Origin of the sequence: Xanthomonas sp. PPL134, assembly GCF_040595915.1 — a bacterium.
In the GTDB taxonomy this organism is placed as follows: domain Bacteria; phylum Pseudomonadota; class Gammaproteobacteria; order Xanthomonadales; family Xanthomonadaceae; genus Xanthomonas_A; species Xanthomonas_A indica.
Map to the genome: position 1 here is coordinate 81,154 of NZ_JAMDLL010000012.1, position 18,596 is coordinate 99,749.

The 18,596-nt window shown below is 70.3% G+C and carries 14 protein-coding genes; 6 read left to right on the forward strand and 8 right to left on the reverse strand.

Annotation, left to right across the window (positions count from 1 at the left end; translation table 11 throughout):
• Window positions 1-23 precede the first annotated feature (23 nt).
• From M3U25_RS17545 to M3U25_RS17555, 3 genes are all read right to left on the reverse strand, one after another.
• The gene (locus M3U25_RS17545; RefSeq protein WP_355502793.1) at window positions 24-1,961 is read right to left on the reverse strand and encodes a peptidase M61; all 1,938 of its coding nucleotides are present in this window, start codon (window positions 1,959-1,961) and stop codon (window positions 24-26) included.
• 283 nt (window positions 1,962-2,244) lie between these two features.
• Window positions 2,245-2,541 (reverse strand): hypothetical protein, encoded by a 297-nt coding sequence (locus M3U25_RS17550; RefSeq protein WP_242157184.1) that lies wholly within the window; start codon window positions 2,539-2,541, stop codon window positions 2,245-2,247.
• A gap of 115 nt (window positions 2,542-2,656) precedes the next feature.
• Window positions 2,657-3,532, reverse strand: a complete 876-nt coding sequence (locus tag M3U25_RS17555) for an MBL fold metallo-hydrolase (protein ID WP_242082877.1) — start codon at window positions 3,530-3,532, stop codon at window positions 2,657-2,659.
• A gap of 212 nt (window positions 3,533-3,744) precedes the next feature.
• Between M3U25_RS17555 and M3U25_RS17560 the strand changes: the two genes are divergently transcribed.
• Entirely contained in the window at window positions 3,745-4,305 is a 561-nt protein-coding gene (locus M3U25_RS17560) for a sugar O-acetyltransferase (protein WP_355502790.1), read from the forward strand.
• A gap of 85 nt (window positions 4,306-4,390) precedes the next feature.
• A complete protein-coding gene (locus tag M3U25_RS17565) occupies window positions 4,391-4,837 on the forward strand; it encodes a universal stress protein (protein WP_242082880.1) in 447 nt (148 codons plus the stop codon).
• 269 nt (window positions 4,838-5,106) lie between these two features.
• Here the strand turns inward: M3U25_RS17565 and M3U25_RS17570 are convergent, their stop codons facing one another.
• Window positions 5,107-5,400, reverse strand: coding sequence for a DUF2782 domain-containing protein (locus M3U25_RS17570; RefSeq protein WP_160946949.1), 294 nt, complete (start codon window positions 5,398-5,400; stop codon window positions 5,107-5,109).
• A 689-nt stretch (window positions 5,401-6,089) separates the two neighbouring features.
• Here M3U25_RS17570 and polA point away from each other — a divergent pair.
• Window positions 6,090-8,861: a DNA polymerase I gene (gene polA / locus M3U25_RS17575; RefSeq protein WP_355502787.1), complete on the forward strand. Its 2,772-nt coding sequence runs from the start codon at window positions 6,090-6,092 to the stop codon at window positions 8,859-8,861.
• A gap of 517 nt (window positions 8,862-9,378) precedes the next feature.
• On the opposite strand, the gene M3U25_RS17580 is transcribed toward polA, so the two are convergent.
• The 4 genes from M3U25_RS17580 to M3U25_RS17595 all read right to left on the reverse strand — a co-directional run bounded on the left by M3U25_RS17580 (window position 9,379) and on the right by M3U25_RS17595 (window position 14,023).
• Window positions 9,379-9,645 (reverse strand): DUF2164 domain-containing protein, encoded by a 267-nt coding sequence (locus tag M3U25_RS17580; protein WP_242157178.1) that lies wholly within the window; start codon window positions 9,643-9,645, stop codon window positions 9,379-9,381.
• Window positions 9,642-10,541, reverse strand: a complete 900-nt coding sequence (hemF, locus tag M3U25_RS17585; protein ID WP_355502784.1) for an oxygen-dependent coproporphyrinogen oxidase — start codon at window positions 10,539-10,541, stop codon at window positions 9,642-9,644. The genes M3U25_RS17580 and hemF overlap by 4 nt, the downstream gene beginning before the upstream one ends.
• 74 nt (window positions 10,542-10,615) lie before the next feature.
• Window positions 10,616-11,176: a hypothetical protein gene (locus M3U25_RS17590; protein WP_355502782.1), complete on the reverse strand. Its 561-nt coding sequence runs from the start codon at window positions 11,174-11,176 to the stop codon at window positions 10,616-10,618.
• Between the two features lie 462 nt (window positions 11,177-11,638).
• Window positions 11,639-14,023 carry a S9 family peptidase gene (locus M3U25_RS17595; RefSeq protein WP_355502780.1) on the reverse strand — a complete coding sequence of 795 codons (2,385 nt, stop codon included), beginning with the start codon at window positions 14,021-14,023 and terminating at the stop codon, window positions 11,639-11,641.
• A 496-nt stretch (window positions 14,024-14,519) separates the two neighbouring features.
• On the opposite strand from M3U25_RS17595, the gene M3U25_RS17600 reads away from it, so the two are divergent.
• The 3 genes from M3U25_RS17600 (at window position 14,520) to M3U25_RS17610 (ending at window position 18,407) form a co-directional block, all read left to right on the forward strand.
• Window positions 14,520-15,920: a cytochrome ubiquinol oxidase subunit I gene (locus M3U25_RS17600; RefSeq protein WP_355502778.1), complete on the forward strand. Its 1,401-nt coding sequence runs from the start codon at window positions 14,520-14,522 to the stop codon at window positions 15,918-15,920.
• The gene (cydB, locus tag M3U25_RS17605) at window positions 15,920-16,936 is read left to right on the forward strand and encodes a cytochrome d ubiquinol oxidase subunit II (RefSeq protein WP_355502776.1); all 1,017 of its coding nucleotides are present in this window, start codon (window positions 15,920-15,922) and stop codon (window positions 16,934-16,936) included. Before M3U25_RS17600 ends, cydB begins: the two co-directional genes overlap by 1 nt.
• Before the next feature lie 106 nt (window positions 16,937-17,042).
• Window positions 17,043-18,407 (forward strand): AMP-binding protein, encoded by a 1,365-nt coding sequence (locus M3U25_RS17610; RefSeq protein WP_355502774.1) that lies wholly within the window; start codon window positions 17,043-17,045, stop codon window positions 18,405-18,407.
• The last annotated feature ends 189 nt before the right edge of the window (window positions 18,408-18,596 follow it).

Genomic DNA, 18,596 nt, shown 5'->3' on the forward strand with positions numbered 1-18,596 from the left:
CCGGCAGCGGCGGCGGTGTCGGCTCAGCGCCGTGCGGCGATGATCTTGCTCAGGTAGTCCGGCGTGCCCTCGACCCGCACCAGGTGCGGATACTGCAGGCCATCGTGGTAGTTCACCGGCACGTCGCGCACGCCGCCCTGGTACTTGAGCGTCAGCACGATCGGCGCGCTGCCGCCCTTGGCGTCGGCGATGGCCTGCTTGAGCGTGTCGCGCGAGTAGTCCTGGCCGTTGACCGCGAGCACCGTGGCGCCGCTGCTGACCCCGGCCTTGAACGCCGGGCCGTCCCACAGCACGTCGTTGATGCTGGCGTCGTCGTTCATCACCAGGCCGATCGACCAGGCGAAGTTGTAGCGGTGCCGCGCCGACTGGTGGCGGCCGTCGTACTGCTTCTCGAACGCGCTGGGCTGGTCGGTGTACACCAGCGTCCAGCCGCTGGCCTGCAGGCCTTCCAGCAGCGGCGGGTCCACCTGGTACACGCGCCGGTTGATGTAGTCGGCCCAGTCGTAGTGGACCACGCCATCGAGCGCGGCGATGACGTCGTCGAAGGTATAGGTCTTGACCGCGAAACTGCCGTCGTCGATGCCGAAGAACGCCTTGGCCACGTCGTCCAGCGACTTGCGTCCGCCGCTCATCGCGCGCAGCTTGGCGTCCACGGCCAGCCACACCATCTGCCCGCCGCTATAGTAGTCCTCGCTCATCTGCCAGCTGCGGTAGGGCAGCGGCGCGCGATGCGCGGCGGTGGGGTCGTTGGTGGTGTCCTCCAGCGAGCGCCAGCGGAAGCCGGCGCGGTTGCGGTCGTAGTTGGCCGCGGTCATCGCCAGCGCGTCGCGGAACTGCTGCGGCGTCCACATCCCGGCGCGTGCGGTCAGCACATACCCCCAGTACTGGGTCTGGCCCTCGTAGACCCACAGCAGCGAGTCGCCCATCGGCACGTTGAAGGTGGGCGTCCACAGGTCGGCCGGGCGCCGGAACTTGCCGTTCCACGAGTGCGTGTACTCGTGCGCGAGCAGGTCGCGGTCCGGGGCGTTCTCGTCCCAGGCGCTGAAGTAGTCGGCGGCCAGTCCGTTCTCGCTGGACTGGTGGTGCTCCAGGCCGTTGCCGCCGAGCACGTCCGACAGCGAGAACAGGAAGTCGTAGTGCGCGTAGTGGTGCGAGCCGAACAGCTTGATCGCCTGCACCGGCAGGTTGCGGTGCACCTGCAACTGCTCGGCGCTGATGTCCAGGAACCGCGGCGCGTCGGCGACCACGTCCAGGTGCACCGGCGCGCCGCCGGCCGGGGTCAGGTCCACGCGCTTGAAGTAGCGCCCGGCATAGATCGGCGAGTCGACCAGGGTGGTGAAGTCCACCGGCTTGAAGGTGGTGGTGGCGCCGTTGCGGCTGGCGGTCTCCAGCGCGGTGCCGAACTCCCAGCCGGCCGGCAGGGTCACGCTGGGCACCACGGTGATGCCGCGGGTGTCGTGGCCGGCCGGGTACAGCGCCACCTTGTTCCACTCCAGCTGCAGCATCTTGTCGGTCATCTCGAAGCCGTCGTCGCGCGGCGACAGGTACTGGAAGCTGGCGTCGATCGCGCTCACGCCCTGCGGCACGTCGACGTGGAAGCTGTACACGTCGAAGGTGTCGCGGCGCCACGGCAGCGGCTTGCCGTTGGCGGTGAGGGTGAGGCCGGCCAGCATCGCCACCGGCCCGCTCGGCGAATGGTCGCCCGGGATCCACTGCGGGTACTGCAGGGTCAGCCGCCCGGCGCTGACCGGGATGGTCTCGCGCACCCGGTAGATGCCCTGGCGCACGTCGCCAGCGTCCACCTGCAGGGTCAGCGTGCCGGGGTAGGGCGTGTCCTGCGGCGCCGGCACGTCGGGCGTGCGCACCACCTGCGCCTGCGCGGCGCCGGCGAGCGCCAGGCCGATGCCGAGGACCAGCGCCCGGCGGGCGCGACGGGAGACGGGGAAAGCGGTGGCGGACATGCGCGGCTCCGAAGGGCGAGGGGGGCAGAAGCGCGGAACGTTAGCACCTGCCGTCGCCACCGGTGCAGCGGCGGCGGCCCGGCTGCCGAAGCGCCAGGCGATGCCGTTCATGCACGTGCTGCGCGCGCTGGCGGCAGCCGGAGGGCGACGACGCGAACGCGGCGTCCTTCCGGTGCCTGGCGGCAGCGCGGCCTGGCCGGTCTGGCGCGGTGCAGATCGCTCACAAGCGAGGCGTCGTCAGCCCCCTTGGACGCCCGACGCCACGGCCGGGCAGCCCGTCGCTTCAGTCCTTCAGCGCCCCGTCGCTCGGATCGCTGGCGGCGTAGGTCGAGGTCGGCAGCTCCGCAGCGTGCGGATGCCGCAGCGCCTCGCGCAGCGGTGCGGGCAGGTGCTCGACGGCCAGGATCACCTTGCCGAAATGCACGTCGCGCACCGCGCTGGACGGCACCACGAAATCACCGCCGTTCTCGATATTGATGACGAAGGCCGCGCCGCCGTCGCGCACCTCGCGCACCGCGCCCACACCGACCTCGCCGTCGGCAACGAACACCATCTGGCCTGCTTCCACACGCTGGGACATCGCGCACCGCCTTGTCTGGGAGAAAAATCCGCGCGGCCGGGCGTGCGCCGACGCGGTCGGGACGATGATCGGACGCGCATTCGTCGCGGGGCGTGAATGCGGCGTGGTGGGCTGGTCAGGGCGCACCGATCAAGGCCTCCGCCGGCAACCCGGCGGGCCGGCCGCTCAGCCGCTCGAACTCGCCCACATCGTGTGAGCAGAACACCTGGACGTCACCGCCCTGCTGCCGGCACAGCGTGCGCAGGCGGTGCTGGTTGTCCAGGCGCGCGCGCCGGTCCTTTTCCAGCATCCATTGGTACAGGCGTAATCCCGGTGGGCAATGCGGACGCGTCGGGTCCATCTCGCCAGCGTGGAAATATGCGTCCCCGGCCAGCAGGTGCCAGCGTCCGCCGGCCTGCACGGCCACGCCGGTATGGCCGAAGGTATGCCCGGGCAACGGCACCAGCAGGATGTCCGGCGGCAGGCCACGCAGCGCACGGATGCAGTCGAAGCCCTTCCACGTCTCGCCATCGGCCGCGGCGTAGGTGCGCCAGCGCGTGCGGTCCCTCCACTGCTGTGGGCGGAAGCGCTGGCGGTCCATCCAGCTCGCTTGGCGCAACGCGTGATCCCGCTCGCTGGCCAGCAGATGCACCTGCGCCTGCGGGAAGTCGTCGAGGCCGCCGGCATGATCGAAATCCAGGTGGGTCAGGACGATATGGCCCACGTCGCGCGGATCCAAGCCCAGTCGCTGGATCTGCCGGATCGCGGTCATTTCTGCACGGAACGCCGGCCGTACCAGGGTCAGGAAAAAGCGGCTGAGACGGCTGTGCGGATCGGCGACGTCCCGCAAGCCGAATCCGGTGTCAACCAAGACCAGGGTGTCGTCGGTTTCGATCAGCATGCAGTGGCAGGTCAACTGGCCGCGTTGCAGCAGGCCGGTGCTGCTGCGTCCGTCCATCCAGTGGCCGCCGAGCGGGCAGGTGGAGATGCAATTCAGATGATGCAGGCGCATCGCCGTTCCTTGCGTGGCGCTCCAGCATCGGCGGCATCGGGTTGGAGGCATGTGACCGCCCCGTCAACCCGCCGTGGTGCATTGGAACCGCAGGTCAGGCGCTTCCTGGCGCCGCGGGTGATGCCGGCCTGCGCGGCTTCATGCAGCGAACGCGTTGGCCGCCGCGCACGGCAGTGCCATCATGCGGGTGGAACGATGCCTGGGAGGGCAGGATGCGAAGCGAGAAAGAGAAGATGCTGGCCGGCGAGGCCTATCGTCCCAACGATGCGCAGCTGCAGGCCGAGCAGGACGCGGCCAGTGCCTGGATGCGGCGCTACAACGCGGCACTGGCCGAGCCGCCGGCGCGGCGGCACGCACTGCTGGAAGAGGGGCTGGGCTCGGTCGGACGTGGGGCGGTGGTGCGGCCGCCGTTCCATTGCGACTACGGCTACAACATCCATCTCGGCGAGGACGTGTTCCTCAACTTCAACTGCGTGATCCTGGACGTGGCGCCGGTGCACATCGGCGCCGGCACCCAGATCGGGCCGGCAGTGCAGCTCTATGCGGCCGATCATCCGCGCGAGGCCGCGCAGCGCGCGGAGGGGCTGGAGCTGGGGCGGCCGCTGACGATCGGGCGCAACGTCTGGATCGGCGGCGGCGCGATCGTGCTGCCGGGCGTGACCATCGGCGACGATGCGGTGGTCGGCGCCGGCAGCGTGGTCACCCGCGACGTGCCGGCCGGCGCGCGCGTGGCCGGCAATCCGGCACGCCTGCTGAAGCCGCACAGCGCCTGAATTTGATCCGGGTCAAGGCGGGCGCCGCGCAACGGGTGTGCAATGCTGTCCTAGCCGCCGCGCGCGGCGTCACCGGAGGCACCCCATGTACCAGCGCATCCTGATCGCCATCGATGGTTCCGAGTTGTCCGCCAAGGGTCTGCAGCAGGGCCTGGCGCTGGCCGCCGCGCTCGGCGCGGAGGTGGATATCGTCACCGTGTCCGAGCCGTGGGCGATGGGCATGTACGACGCGATGGGCTGGAGCGTGGGCTACGAGGCCAGCCCCGAATACCGCCAGGACCGCGAAGCCGGCGCGCAGACGATCCTGGCGCCGGCGCTGGCCGCCGCCGCGGCCACCGGGGTGACCGCGCACGGCCGCCACGTGCTCGACCGCTACGCCGCCGAGGGCATCATCGACATGGCCGTGGCCTGCAACAGCGACCTGATCGTGATGACCTCGCACGGCCGCCGCGGCATGAGCCGGGTCCTGCTCGGCAGCCAGACCGCCGAAGTCCTCACCAACAGCCAGATCCCGGTGCTGGTGATCCGCTGAGCGGCTGACGGCCCCGCGCCGGCATCGGCGCGGAGGCTGGAACGATCGACGTATGCGGTCGCCGCACGCGGCATGGCTCTCGCGAATGACGCTGCGCGGCCCGGGGTAGGTCGCCGGATGCAATGAGCAGGCGGCGACGTAAGACCGCCGCATCGACCGCTACCGCGGCCACTGCGTGTCGCGGTGCCGTATGCGGCGGTCGGCCGGCGTTCGGCGGATGCGTACACATGCCGCTGCGCGCCGCCGTTTGGCAGCGCACAGTGTGCGCGTCACCAGCTGTAGAGCTTCCAGTACACCGGCGAGACGTTGTCCTTGCTGCCGTCCACTTCCATGTGGCCGTCGCCGTTGCGGTCATACAGGTAGTAGGCCGGTCCGCGCGCCGGCGTCACCTTGACCATGCGCAGCTGGCCGCCCACCCGATACTCGTCGACGGTGTCGCCGTTCTCCATCTTGCGCTGGGTCGTTTCCGCGCCGCGCACGTCCACGGGCGCGCCGTCCGGGCCAAGGCCGGTGGAGGCGCAGCCCGCCAGCAGCAGCAACGGGACCAGGATCAGGGCTTTCATGACGGTGTTCTCCACGTGCAGGACATGACGCAGAGTATGCGCCGAGTGTCCGCATGCGGTGTGCGAATGATGCCGCACCCTCACCCCAACCCCTCTCCCGGGGGGAGAGGGGCTCGTGCCGCTCCCTTCTCCCCTCGGGAGAAGGTGCCCCGCAGGGGCGGATGAGGGTACGGGCGCAGCCTCGTGGACCAAGTCAGCGCGTCGCTTCGCGCCGTACCCTCGCCCCAACGCCTCTCCCGATGGGAGAGGGGCTCGCGCGCTCCCTTCTCCCACCGGGAGAAGATGCCCCGCAGGGGCGGATGAGGGTACGGGCGCAGCCTCGTGGATCAGGTCGGCGCGTCGCTTCGCGCCGGACCCTCACCCCAACCCCTCTCCCGGTGGGAGAGGGGCTCGCAGTTCCCTTCTCCCCTCGGGAGAAGGTGCCCCGCAGGGGCGGATGAGGGTACGGGCGCAGCCCCGTGATCCAAGTCAGCTAGTCGCTTCGCGCCGGACCCTCACCCCAACCCCTCTCCCGGTGGGAGAGGGGCTCGCAGTTCCTTCTCTCCTCGGGGGAAGATGCCCCGCAGGGGCGGATGAGGGTCCGGGCGCAGCCTCGTGGATCAAATCAGCGCGTCGCTTCGCGCCGGACCCTCACCCCAACCCCTCTCCCGGTGGGAGAGGGGCTCATCGCCGCAGCGTAGAATTGGCCGATGAGCCGATTAGTCCTGATCGACGGGTCCAGTTACCTGTATCGCGCGTTCCACGCGCTTCCGCCGCTGACCAATGCCGCTGGCGAGCCCACCGGCGCGCTGTTCGGCGTGGTCAACATGTTGCGCGCCACCCTCAAGGAGCGCCCCGAGTACGTGGCCTTCGTGGTCGACGCGCCGGGCAAGACCTTCCGCGACGACCTGTACCCGCTGTACAAGGCCAACCGCCCGCCGATGCCCGACGAACTGCGCGCGCAGGTCGAGCCGATGTGCCAGATCGTGCATGCCCTGGGCATCACCATCCTGCGCCAGGACGGGGTCGAGGCCGACGACGTGATCGGCACCCTGGCCCTGCAGGGCGCCGGCGACGGCCTGGACGTCACCATCTCCACCGGCGACAAGGATTTCGCCCAGTTGGTGCGCCCCGGCGTGCAGCTGGTCAACACCATGAGCGGCAGCCGCATGGATTCGGATGCGGCGGTGATGGAAAAGTTCGGGGTCTGGCCGCACCAGATCGTCGACCTGCTGGCGCTGATGGGCGACGCCATCGACAACGTGCCCGGGGTGGAGAAGTGCGGGCCCAAGACCGCCGCCAAGTGGCTGGCCGAGTACGGCTCGCTGGACGGGGTGATCGCCCACGCCGACGCGATCAAGGGCAAGATCGGCGACAACCTGCGCGCGGCGCTGGAACGCCTGCCGCTGAACCGCGAACTGGTCACCATCAAGACCGACGTGGCGCTGGCCGGCGGGCCGCGCACGCTGGGCCTGCGCGAACAGGAACCGGAACAGCTGCGCGGCCTGTACCAGCGCTACGGCTTCACCCAGGCGCTGCGCGACCTGGACGGCGGCGTGGCCGCGCCGGAGGCCGCCAGTGAAGCCACGCCCAGCCTGCGCGGCACCGCCGCCGGCTATGCCCGCGGCGCGGCGCCGGCCGATGCCGCCGTGCTGGATCCGGCACTGGCCGCCCAAGGCGACTACACCGCGGTGAGCACGCCCGAGCAGTTCGAGGAGTTGCTCGGGCGCCTGCGCGCCGCCGACGGCTTTGCCTTCGACACCGAGACCGACGCGCTGGACGCAATGCGCGCCAACCTGGTCGGGCTCAGCTTCGCCACCGAGCCGGGCCGCGCCGACTACCTGCCGCTGGGCCACGACTATCCCGGCGCGCCGGTGCAACTGGATCGCGCGCTGGCGCTGGCGCTGCTCAAGCCGCTGCTGGAGGATCCGGCCAAGGCCAAGGTCGGCCAGCACGGCAAGTACGACCTGCACGTGCTGCGCCGCCACGGCGTGGAAGTGCAGGGCTACGTCGACGACACCATGCTGGAGAGCTTCGTGCTCAATTCCACCGCCAGCCGCCACGACATGGATTCGCTGGCCCGGCGCTACCTGGGCTACGACACGGTCAAGTACGAGGACGTGGCCGGCAAGGGCGCCAAGCAGATCGCCTTCTCGCAGGTGGCCATCGACGACGCCACCCGCTACGCCGCCGAGGATGCCGACATCACCCTGCGCCTGCACCGCACGCTGTCGGCGCAGCTGGACGCCGAGCCGGCGCTGGCGCGGGTCTACCGCGAGATCGAGATGCCGCTGGTGCCGGTGCTGGCGCGGGTCGAGGCCAACGGCGTGTGCGTGGACATCGCCGAGCTGCGCAGACAGAGCCAGGACCTGAGCCAGCGCATGCTGGCGGCGCAACAGAAGGCCACCGAGCTGGCCGGGCGCAGCTTCAACATGGACTCGCCCAAGCAACTGCAGGCGGTGCTGTTCGACGAACTGAAGCTGCCGGCGGTGCTGAAGACCCCCAAGGGCCAGCCCAGCACCAACGAAGAGGCGCTGGAGGCGATCGCCGACCAGCACGAGCTGCCGCGGGTGATCCTGGAGTACCGCGGCCTGGCCAAGCTGCGCGGCACCTACACCGACAAGCTGCCGGAGATGGTCAATCCCGACACCGGCCGCGTGCACACCAGCTACCACCAGGCCGGTGCCGCCACCGGGCGGCTGTCGTCCTCGGATCCCAACCTGCAGAACATCCCGATCCGCACCGACGACGGCCGCCGCATCCGCCGCGCCTTCGTCGCCCCGCCGGGGCGCAAGCTGATCGCCTGCGACTATTCGCAGATCGAGCTGCGGATCATGGCCCACCTGTCCGAGGACCCGGGCCTGCTGCGCGCCTTCGGCAGCGGCGTGGACGTGCACCGTGCCACCGCCGCCGAGGTGTTCGGACGCAAGCTGGAGGAGGTCACCGGCAACGAGCGCCGCGCCGCCAAGGCGATCAACTTCGGCCTGATGTACGGCATGAGCGCGTTCGGCCTGGCCCGCAACCTGGGCATCGGCCGCGGCGAGGCGCAGGACTACGTGGCGCTGTACTTCAGCCGCTACCCAGGCGTGCGCGACTTCATGGAGCGCATGCGCGAGCAGGCGCGCACCCAGGGCTACGTGGAGACCCTGTTCGGCCGCCGCCTGTACCTGAACGACATCAACGCCCGCCAGCAGGGCCTGCGCGCCGGTGCCGAGCGTGCGGCGATCAACGCGCCGATGCAGGGCACCGCCGCCGACATCATCAAGCGCGCCATGGTCGGCGTGGACGCCTGGCTGCAGGCGCACCGCGACCGCGCACTGATGATCCTGCAGGTGCACGACGAACTGGTGTTCGAGGCGGATGCCGATTTCGTCGACACCCTGCTGCCGGAGGTGACCAGGCGCATGGCCGCGGCGGCGGAGCTGAAGGTGCCGCTGGTGGTGGACAGCGGGGTGGGCGACAACTGGGACGAGGCACATTGATCGCCCGGGTCCCGGGGATGCACCCGGGACTCGGCCTGCGCTGCGGTGTCTTGCGTAGACATCGCACGCGTGCACCGCGGATATCGAAATCGGATTTTCCCGGGGATTATCCCGCCAGTGATTTTCGCTTTCCCATTCGCGTTGGTTTTTTGACCGTCCAAGCGCTGTGCGCCGCGGAATTCCAACCGGCGTCACACCTGCAGCCATGCGGCGCAGCAGCCATTGAACGGAACTTTGACGCGGCGTATTCGTATCGATTTTTGGGAATGAATCCGTCCTTAATCTGACGAATTTTTAACTTAAATCTTCACGAACGAGCAAGGTGGGAAATGTTCTTATATCCCTCGACAGGCGCAATACCTGTCGCGGATCTCCTCCCATCCCCTGGAGCAGATCCAGGAACGGCGACTCCTCCCCAAGTCCCCGTTCCCTGGCCCCGCCGACCTCCCCCTGGTCCGCGGGGCTTTTTTATGCCCGCAGGTTTTTGACGCCGCGCCGGCGGCGTGTGTTGCCGCATTCAGCGGCGCGCGTCGGTGGGCTGTTCCAACTGGTACAGCGCGTCGTCCAGGGTATCCAGCTGCGTGGCCAGCAGCGCGCGGGCATCGTGCAGGCCGCGGTTGTAGTAATGCGCGCCGATGCGCTCGGCGACGAAGTCGAGCAGGAACTCGGCCTCGAACGCGCCGACCTGCTGCTGCAGCTCGGTGCGCAGGTAGGCCTGCACCTGTTCGGCGATGGCGCGCTTGTCCTCGCGCCCCAGTACCGCGGTGCGCGCCGGCCCGCTCATGCCAGCCACTCGCGCGGCACCAGGTACTCGGCCAGGCGCGCCTCGGCGCTGCCCGGTTCGGGCTGGAAGCCGTACTCCCAGCGCACCCGCGGCGGCAGGCTCATCAGGATGCTCTCGCTGCGGCCGCCGCTCTGCAGGCCGAACAGGGTGCCGCGGTCGTAGACCAGGTTGAACTCGACGTAGCGGCCGCGCCGGTACAGCTGGAACTCGCGCTCGCGCTCGCCCCAGGGCAGGCTGCGGCGGCGTTCGACGATCGGCAGGTAGGCGTCGAGGAAGCCGTCGCCAACCGCGCGCTGGTAGGCGAAGTCACGCTCGAAATCGGCATGCAGGTCGTCGAAGAACAGGCCGCCGACGCCGCGGGTCTCGTTGCGGTGCTTGAGGAAGAAGTACTCGTCGCACCAGCGCTTGTGCGCCGGATAGCGGTCTTCGCCGAACGGCGCGCACAGGTCGTGCGCGGTCTGGTGCCAGTGGCGGGCGTCCTCGTCGAACGGGTAGTACGGGGTCAGGTCGAAGCCGCCGCCGAACCACCAGGCCACGGTGGCGCCATCGCGCTGCGCCTCGAAGTAGCGCACGTTGGCATGGGTGGTGGGGATGTACGGGCTGAGCGGGTGGAACACCAGCGACACCCCGACCGCGCGCCAGGAGGCGCCGGCCAGTTCCGGGCGGTTGGCGCTGGCCGAGGGCGGCAGGCGGGTGCCGGCGACGTCGGAGAAGCCGATCCCGGCCTGCTCGAACAGCGCGCCGTCGCGCAGGATGCGGGTGCGGCCACCGCCGCCCTCCGCGCGCTGCCACAGGTCTTCGGCGAAACGGGCCTGGCCGTCGGCGGCCTCGACCGCCGCGCAGATGCGGTCTTGCAGGCCAGTGAGATAATCGCGGACACGGTCGAAGGTAGGCATGCCGCCATTCTAGAAGCTGGCTGTGTCAGGCGTCAGCGGGGGCTGCGCGGACGGCGTGCGCCGGTCGGTGTGCGTCAGCGGCGGAACTCGGCGCGGATCGCGGGGCGGCACAGCTGGTAGACCAGCCAGCCGTGCAGGCCGGCGAAGACCAGGGCGGTCAGCGCGCCGCTGACCATGAAGGTGATCCGGCCCAGGGCCAGGTCGTGCTGCATCTGCTGCAGATCGAAGGCATGCTGCGGCGCCCAGGCCTGCAGCATGTCGAGCAGTTGCCACAGCAGCGGCAGCACCGCGAAGTTGGCCGCGGCGGTGACCACCAGGAACACGATGAAGGCCAGCCGCGCCCACTCGCGCCGCTGCAGCAGCGCCCACGCCGCCGCGCACAGGCCCGCGGACAGCAGCGCGGTCAGCCAGGACAGCGCCAGCGCATGGGTCACGCACCATTGCAGCAGCGACGGCAACGCCAGGCCGGCCTGGCGCAGCACGCCGTCGATCACCCCCTCGGGCAGCGCCAACAGCAGCAGGGCCTGGCCAATCCCGTACAGCAGCGACAGCACCCCCAGCAGCAGCGTGAGCTTGGCCATCGCATCGATGGTCTGGTTGCGGGCAGTGGTCAGGGGCAAGGGCGGGGGAGGCATCGGCGGTCCTTCGGTCGGGGCGACACCGGCATGTGCGTCGGCGGCAATCCGGCAAGGATAGGGACGGTGGACCCGGGCGCAAGCCGGGTGCGCGCGAGAGGACGCGGTCACGCGCAGGTGCCGAGCGCGCGGCCTCGCGGCCGGGGCACGGCCGATGCGGTGTCGCCAGGCGCGGACTACGGCAAGGTCGTGCGGATGCCGTCCGGGTCCGGACGGCATGGCCGCAAATGCCGCCGGGCGCGGGCACCGTGTCGTGTCCTGGTAGCTGTAGGCGCCTGCGTAGGAGCGGCTTCAGCCGCGACGAGGCGTGCCCGGTAACGCGCGTCGCGGCTGAAGCCGCTCCTACGGGACGGCGCGGTGCGTGACGGGTGCAGGTGCTCGGCGGGATCCTACGGGCGCCGACGCGGCGGCGCCCCGGCGCCTGCCGCACGTCGACGGCAGGCGCCTCGGCGAGCGGCCGGCTCAGCGCAGCTCGCGCTCGAACAGTTTGAGGATGCGCTTGTACTCGTCCAGCCAGGAGTCGGCGCGGGTGAAGCCGTGCTTCTCCAGCGGGTACGGCGCGATCTCCCAGTTGTCCTTGTGCAGCTCGATCAGCTTCTGGGTCATGTCCACCGAGTCCTTGAAGAACACGTTGTCGTCGACCATGCCGTGGGCGATCAGCAGGTGGTCGCGCAGCCCGCTGGCGTACTCGATCGGCGAGGAGGTGCGGTAGGCCTCCGGGTCCAGGTCCGGGGTGTTGAGGATGTTGGAGGTGTACTCGTGGTTGTACTGGCTCCAGTCGGCCACCGGACGCAGCGCGGCGCCGGCCTTGAACGTGCCGGGGCTGCGGAACAGCGCCATGTAGGTCATGAAGCCGCCGTAGGATCCGCCGTAGATGCCGGCGCGGCTGCGGTCGCCCTGCTTGCTGTCGACCAGCCAGTCCAGGCCGTCCAGGTAGTCCTCCAGTTCCGGATGGCCCATGTCGCGGTAGATCGCGGTGCGCCAGTCGCGGCCGTAACCGGCGCTGGCGCGGTAGTCCAGGTCCAGCACGATGTAACCCTTCTGCACCAGCAGGTTATGGAACATCTGCTCGCGGAAGTACGGGCTGTAGCGCGCCGAGACGTTCTGCAGGTAGCCGGCGCCGTGCACGAACATCACCACCGGGTAGCGCTTGCCCGGCTCCGGCTGCGCCGGACCGTAGTACTTGCCCCAGACGGTGCCGGCGCCGTGCTTGGACGGCACCTGCACGAACTGCGGCTGCACCCACGGGCGCGCCTTGAACGCGGCGCTGCGGGTGTCGGTGAGCACGCGCGCGGTGCCGCCGGCGGCCGGCAGCACCGCCAGTTGCGGCGGCAGGTAGGGGCCGGAGTAGTGCACCAGCAACTGCTGGCCGTCCGGCGAGAGCGCGAAGTCCTCGACGCCGTCCAGCGCGGTCAGTTCGGCGACGCTGTCGTTGCGCAGGTCGAGCTTGCACACCTCGTAGTCGCCCGGCCACTTGCGGTTGCACAGGAACAGGAAGCCCTGGCCGTCGGCGCTGACCACCGGCGCGGACACTTCCCACTTGCCGGAGGTGCGCTGGCGCGGTTTCTCGTTGCCACGCTGGGTGTACAGGTGCGAATAGCCGGACTGCTCGGACAGCAGCCACAGCGTCTGGTTGTCCGGCATCCAGCCGAAATCGTTGAAGCTCCAGTTGATCCAGGCCGGATCGGTGAGGCGGTGGCGCGGCTGCAGTACCGCCTTGTCCAGGTCGACGCTGGCGATCCAGCGGTCCTTGTTGTCCACCGCGCGCAGCAGCACGGCAACGTTGCGGCCGTCCTCGCTCCAGTGCATCGAGGCGCCGCTGCCGTCGCCGTCGGTCTCCACGCGCACCGCGCGCGGGCCCTGCAGCGGCTCCTGCTTGGCGGCCTTGCGCAGCGCCGCCAGCGGATCGGTGCCGATGCCGGGCAGCACCGACAGGTCGAGCTTGCGCGCGGTGCCGGCCACTGCATCGACCAGCCACAGGGTCTGCGCCACCGGCGAATTGCGCCCGACCAGGGTGCGCGCTTCCTGGAATTCGGCGTAGCCGGATTCGGTCACGTAGCGCGGCATCTTGCTCTCGCGGCCTTCCTCGGCGCCCTTGGCGTGGGTCACCACCAGCAGGTGGCGGCCGTCCGGCGACAGCGCGCTGTCGTCGACCACCACGTCGTCGCCCAGGTACACCGGCGCCGGCGCGCGGCTGCTGTCGGCGCGGCGCCAGGCCTGCTCCTGCTGGCGCAGCAGCTCGCGCTGCGCGCGGTCGCGGGCCAGGGTCTCCAGCGTGCGCAGCTGCTGCTCGCGCAGCACGTCGGGCTTGGGCGCGGCATCGGGATCGCGCTCGGCCTTGAGCACCGCGGCCTGCTGCACGCCGCCGCCGGGGCTCCAGCGGTACCAGTCGTTGCCGACCCGCCACAGCGCGCCGCCGTCGGTGGTGAATTGCGGCCGCGCCGCGGCCTGGTTGCTGCGGGTCAGCTGGGTCAGGGCGCCGCTGCGCAGGTCGCGCAGGAACACGTCGCCGTTGCGCACGAACAGCATGCGCTGGCGGCGTGCGTCGTAGACCGGGTTGGCCGCATCCAGGGTGCTGCGCTGGGCGTCCTCGACCCGCTGTGCGGCGCTGCCGTCGATGCCCTGGCGGTAGGTGTCGCGCACCGGGCTGCCGGTGCGCTTGAGCTGGTACTGCACCTGGCGCCCGTCCCAGGCCCACCAGGCATCCTCGACCGGCGGCCCGATCCAGTCCGGATCGGCCATGGCCTGCTCGATGGTCAGCGGGGCGGCGGCATCCTGGGCCGCGGCCAGCGGCGGCAGGCAGGACAGGGACAGCAACACAACAGCGCTCAGGGCGAGACGACGCATCTGGGATTCCGGACGAACGGCAAACCGCAAGCGTAGCAGCCGGCAGGGCGGCGGCGATTGCGCCATCGGTCATGGGCGGACTGGGTCAAGGCGATCGGAGCAAGCGCCGCGGCCCGGTCGTGGTGGCGCCCATTCAGGGACCTGGCGCCCGCTTCGGTCATCGATCGTGCCGCGGACGATGCAAGCGTGTGCTGGGAGGGCTCGAGCGCTGGCGTCAGTGCATTGAAACACCCGCCCGTGATGCCGCGCTTCCCTCGGTGCGCGCAAGCGCAACGCAAGCTGCTTGCACATGTTTCGGCTACATGCGCGGCCACACAGGATCGGCGTGGTCGGCATCTGCCCCGTCCGCGTGAGCGCACGTGCAGGACGCACCACGCACCACTCACTCTCGCGACGGTGCTGCTGCGACAAGACGCCACTGCGACAAACCGTCACATCCCATTTCGCCGCGGCGCACCAACAATAGGCATCGTTTCCGCTGCCTCAGGCGCACCCCATGGACGCCCTGCTGTTGTCGCGCATCCAGTTCGGATTCGTCATCAGTTTCCACGTGCTGTTTCCGGCTTTCACCATCGGCCTGTCGAGCTGGCTGGCGTTCCTGGAGTGGCGCTGGCTGCGCACCCGCGACACGGTGTGGCGCGATCTGTACTTCTTCTGGCTGAAGATCTTCGCCGTGTCCTTCGGCATGGGCGTGGTCAGCGGCATCGTGATGAGCTTCCAGTTCGGCACCAACTGGGCGGTGCTCAGCGAACGTGCCGGCAACATCCTCGGCCCGCTGCTGAGCTATGAGGTGCTGACCGCATTCTTCCTGGAAGCCTCGTTCCTCGGGGTGATGCTGTTCGGCTGGCACAAGGTGCCGGAAAAGCTGCACTTCCTGTCGACCTGTCTGGTCGCCATCGGCACGCTGATCTCCACCTTCTGGATCCTCTCGGCCAATAGCTGGCTGCAGACGCCGGCCGGCTACGCCGTGGTCGAGGGCGTGTTCCAGCCGGCCAACTGGCGCGAGGTGATCTTCAACCCGTCGTTCCCGTACCGGCTCACGCACATGGTGCTGGCCGCGTTCATCACGACGTGCTTCGTGATCGGCGGGGTCAGCGGCTGGTATCTGCGCCGCGGCGAGCATCTGGACGCGGCCGGGCGCATGCTCAAGCTGGCGGTGGCGTTCGCCGCGATCGCGCTGCCGTTGCAGATCGCCGCCGGCGATGCGCATGGCCTGAATACGCTCGAACACCAGCCGATCAAGGTGGCGGCGATGGAGGGGCACTGGCACGGCGAGGCGCCGGGGCAGGGCGTGCCGCTGGTGGTGTTCGCGGTGCCCAACGAGGCCGCCGAGCGCAACGATTACGAGGTGACGATCCCGCGCCTGGGTAGCGTGATCCTCACCCATACGCTGGATGGCGAGATCACCCCGCTGACCGCGGTGCCGCGGGACGAGCGGCCGCCGGTGAAGCCGGTGTTCTATGCGTTCCGGGTGATGGTCGGGCTGGGCATGGCGATGCTGCTGCTGGCGCTGGTGTCGCTGTTCTTCTGGTGGCGCGGCACGCTGCTGCGCCGGCGCGCCCTGCACGTGGCATGGAACGCGATGCTGCCGGCCGGGTTCGTGGCCCTGGTCGCCGGCTGGTTCGTCACCGAGATCGGGCGCCAGCCGTACGTGATCTACGGCCTGCTGCATACCCGCGACGCGGTCAGCCCGGTCAGCCCGGCGATGGTGTGGATCTCGCTGAGCGTGTACGTCCTCGCCTACGCGCTGGTGTTCGGTTTCGGCAGTTGGTACATCCTGCGCATGCTGCGCCATGGGCCGCTGCCGCACGAGCCGGCGCCGCGCATGCAGGAGGGCGACAAGACCCCGGCGCGGCCGCTGTCGGCGGCCGACGACGACATCGAGGAGACCCGCTGATGAACATGGCGACCGTATTGCCGGTGATCTGGTTTGGCGTGATCGGCTTCGGCGTGCTGATGTACGTGCTGTTGGACGGCTTCGTGCTCGGCCTGGGCATCCTGGCGCCGTTCGCCGAGGACGAGGACCAGCTCGACCTGATGATGAACACCGCCGCGCCGATCTGGGACGGCAACGAGACCTGGCTGGTGCTCGGCGGCGCCGGCCTGCTGGCGGCGTTCCCGAAAGCCTACGCGGTGGTGCTGTCGGCGCTGTACCTGCCGGTGCTGCTGATGCTGATCGCGCTGGTGTTCCGCGGCGTGGCCTTCGAGTTCCGCTTCAAGGCGCGCAGTTCCAAGTACCTGTGGGGTTGGGCGTTCGCGCTGGGTTCGCTGTGCGCCGCGTTCTGGCAGGGCGTGATCCTGGGCGCGCTGGTGGAAGGCATGCCGCTGCAGGACGGCAAGTACCTGGGCGGGGTGCTGGGCTGGTTCAGCCCGTTCTCGATGCTCACCGGCGCGGCGGTGGTGTTCGGCTACGCGTTGCTCGGCGGCAGCTGGCTGATCCTCAAGACCGAGGGCGCGATGCAGCACATCGCCCGCACCCTGACCCGGCCGCTGGTGCTGGTGGTGGTGGTGTTCATGGGCCTGGTCAGCGCCTGGCTGCCGTTCCTGGACTCGCGGATCATGGCGCGCTGGTTCCACGACGGGAATTTCTGGTGGCTGTCGCCGGTGCCGTTGCTGGTGCTGCTCAACGCGGTGGCGCTGTGGCGTGCGGCGATGGCGCAGGGCCGCGACGCGCGCCCGTTCGTGCTGACCCTGTGCTTCTTCGTGCTTGGCTTCTTTGGCCTGGTGCTGGGCATCTGGCCGAACATCGTGCCGCCCGGGCTGACCATCTGGGAGGCGGCCTCGCCGCCGTCCTCGCAGGGGTTCGTGCTGGTCGGGCTGTCGGTGCTGCTGCCGGTGATCCTGGGTTACACCGCCTGGTCGTACCGGGTGTTCCGCGGCAAGATCACTGCCGACACCGGCTACCACCACTGACGGCGGGCCGTCGCGTTGGGCGGCGGCTTGCCAGCGGCGGCGGCGGCGGCCAAGCTACCGGCTCCCCGCGCCGTGCGGGTCATCGCCCGCCGAGTCGCCGCCCCGCATGTCCGCCGTTTCCTCCGAGATTCCCGCCGCGCCCCTGTTGCATCCGCTTGCCGTCGGCGACGCGCGGCGGCCGTTGGCCTTCGCCAACGGCGAGCACATCGACCTGGCCACCTTCCTCGGCCACGTGCGCGGCCTGGCCGCGGCGTTGCCGAGCGGCCGGCATGCGTTGAACCTGTGCGAGGACCGCTACCGCTTCATGGTCGCGTTCTGCGCGGTGGCGCTACGCGGGCAGACCTCGCTGCTGCCGTCCTCGCGCGCGCCGGCGGTGGTGGCCGAGGTGCAGCGCACCCATGCCGACTGCTATTGCCTGGGCGACCTGGCGCTGGCCGAGCCGCCGCCGCGCTACTGGCAGTTGCCGGACACGCTGCCGTCGCTGGACGGACCGATGCCGCAGCTGGCCGACGACGCCCTGGTGGCGATCGGCTTCACCTCCGGCAGCACCGGCGCGCCCAAGCCCAATCCCAAGACCTGGGGCAGCTTCCTCACCAGCACCCGGCAGGACCTGCTGGCACTGGTCGGGCTGTGGCCGGAGACGGCGGTGCCGCAGGTGGTGGCGACGGTGCCGCCGCAGCACATGTACGGCATGGAGCTGTCGATCCTGCTGCCGCTGGTGACGCCGCTGGCGGTGCACGCCGGGCGCCCGTTCTTCCCGGAGGACGTGGCCCGCGCGCTGGCGCAACTGCCGGCGCCGCGGCTGCTGGTGACCACGCCGGTGCATCTGCGCGCGCTGGTCGAATCTGGCGTCGCCTTGCCGCCGCTGGCCGGCATCGTCTCGGCCACCGCGCCGCTGGCGCAGGAACTGGCCGCCGCCGCCGAGGCGCGCTTCGGCGGCGAGGTGCGCGAGATGTTCGGTTCCACCGAGACCTGCGTGTTCGCCAGCCGCCGCACCGCCTGCGAAGTGCCGTGGACGCCGTTGCCCGGCGTGCGCGTGGCGCCGCAGCCGGACGGCACCCTGGTGCACGCGCCGCATCTGCCGCAGCCGGTGCTGCTGGCCGACCTGATGGACGTGGACGCCGACGGCCGTTTCCAGGTGCGCGGCCGCCAGGCCGACCTGCTGGAGATCGCCGGCAAGCGCGCCTCGCTGGCCGATCTCACCCGGCGCCTGCTGGCCGTGCCGGGCGTGGTCGACGGCGCGATGCTGCAACTGGATCCGGAACCGGGCCAGGCGGTGGGCCGCATCGCCGCGGTGGTGGTGGCGCCGACCCTGGACGAGGCCGCGATCCTGGCCGCGCTGCGCCGCGAACTGGACCCGGTGTTCCTGCCGCGCCGGCTGCGCCTGCTCGACGCCCTGCCGCGCAACGAGACCGGCAAGCTGCCGCGCGATCGCATGCTGGCCTTGCTGGCGGCGGGCCGCGAGGACTGAGGGCGGCACGCGCCGCCATCGGCGGCGCATGCGCACTGGCGTTCTGCCATCGCCGCGGCTCGATCGCGACGGATGCACTCTGACAACGCGGTGCTGCCGCCACTCAGCGGGACACGTCGCACCTTCCCCTCGTAGGAGCGGCTTCAGCCGCGACGGGCCTTATCGGGAACGCCCGTCGCGGCTGAAGCC

Excerpts from the sequence above, each read along its gene's own strand:
- M3U25_RS17595 (WP_355502780.1), bottom strand. The coding sequence starts at position 14,023 with ATGCGTCGTCTCGCCCTGAGCGCTGTTGTGTTGCTGTCCCTGTCCTGC.
- M3U25_RS17570 (WP_160946949.1), bottom strand. The coding sequence starts at position 5,400 with ATGAAAGCCCTGATCCTGGTCCCGTTGCTGCTGCTGGCGGGCTGCGCC.
- M3U25_RS17560 (WP_355502790.1), top strand. The coding sequence starts at position 3,745 with ATGCGAAGCGAGAAAGAGAAGATGCTGGCCGGCGAGGCCTATCGTCCC.
- hemF (WP_355502784.1), bottom strand. The coding sequence starts at position 10,541 with ATGCCTACCTTCGACCGTGTCCGCGATTATCTCACTGGCCTGCAAGAC.
- M3U25_RS17565 (WP_242082880.1), top strand. The coding sequence starts at position 4,391 with ATGTACCAGCGCATCCTGATCGCCATCGATGGTTCCGAGTTGTCCGCC.
- M3U25_RS17550 (WP_242157184.1), bottom strand. The coding sequence starts at position 2,541 with ATGTCCCAGCGTGTGGAAGCAGGCCAGATGGTGTTCGTTGCCGACGGC.
- M3U25_RS17590 (WP_355502782.1), bottom strand. The coding sequence starts at position 11,176 with ATGCCTCCCCCGCCCTTGCCCCTGACCACTGCCCGCAACCAGACCATC.
- polA (WP_355502787.1), top strand. The coding sequence starts at position 6,090 with ATGAGCCGATTAGTCCTGATCGACGGGTCCAGTTACCTGTATCGCGCG.
- M3U25_RS17545 (WP_355502793.1), bottom strand. The coding sequence starts at position 1,961 with ATGTCCGCCACCGCTTTCCCCGTCTCCCGTCGCGCCCGCCGGGCGCTG.
- M3U25_RS17555 (WP_242082877.1), bottom strand. The coding sequence starts at position 3,532 with ATGCGCCTGCATCATCTGAATTGCATCTCCACCTGCCCGCTCGGCGGC.
- M3U25_RS17600 (WP_355502778.1), top strand. The coding sequence starts at position 14,520 with ATGGACGCCCTGCTGTTGTCGCGCATCCAGTTCGGATTCGTCATCAGT.
- M3U25_RS17610 (WP_355502774.1), top strand. The coding sequence starts at position 17,043 with ATGTCCGCCGTTTCCTCCGAGATTCCCGCCGCGCCCCTGTTGCATCCG.
- cydB (WP_355502776.1), top strand. The coding sequence starts at position 15,920 with ATGAACATGGCGACCGTATTGCCGGTGATCTGGTTTGGCGTGATCGGC.
- M3U25_RS17580 (WP_242157178.1), bottom strand. The coding sequence starts at position 9,645 with ATGAGCGGGCCGGCGCGCACCGCGGTACTGGGGCGCGAGGACAAGCGC.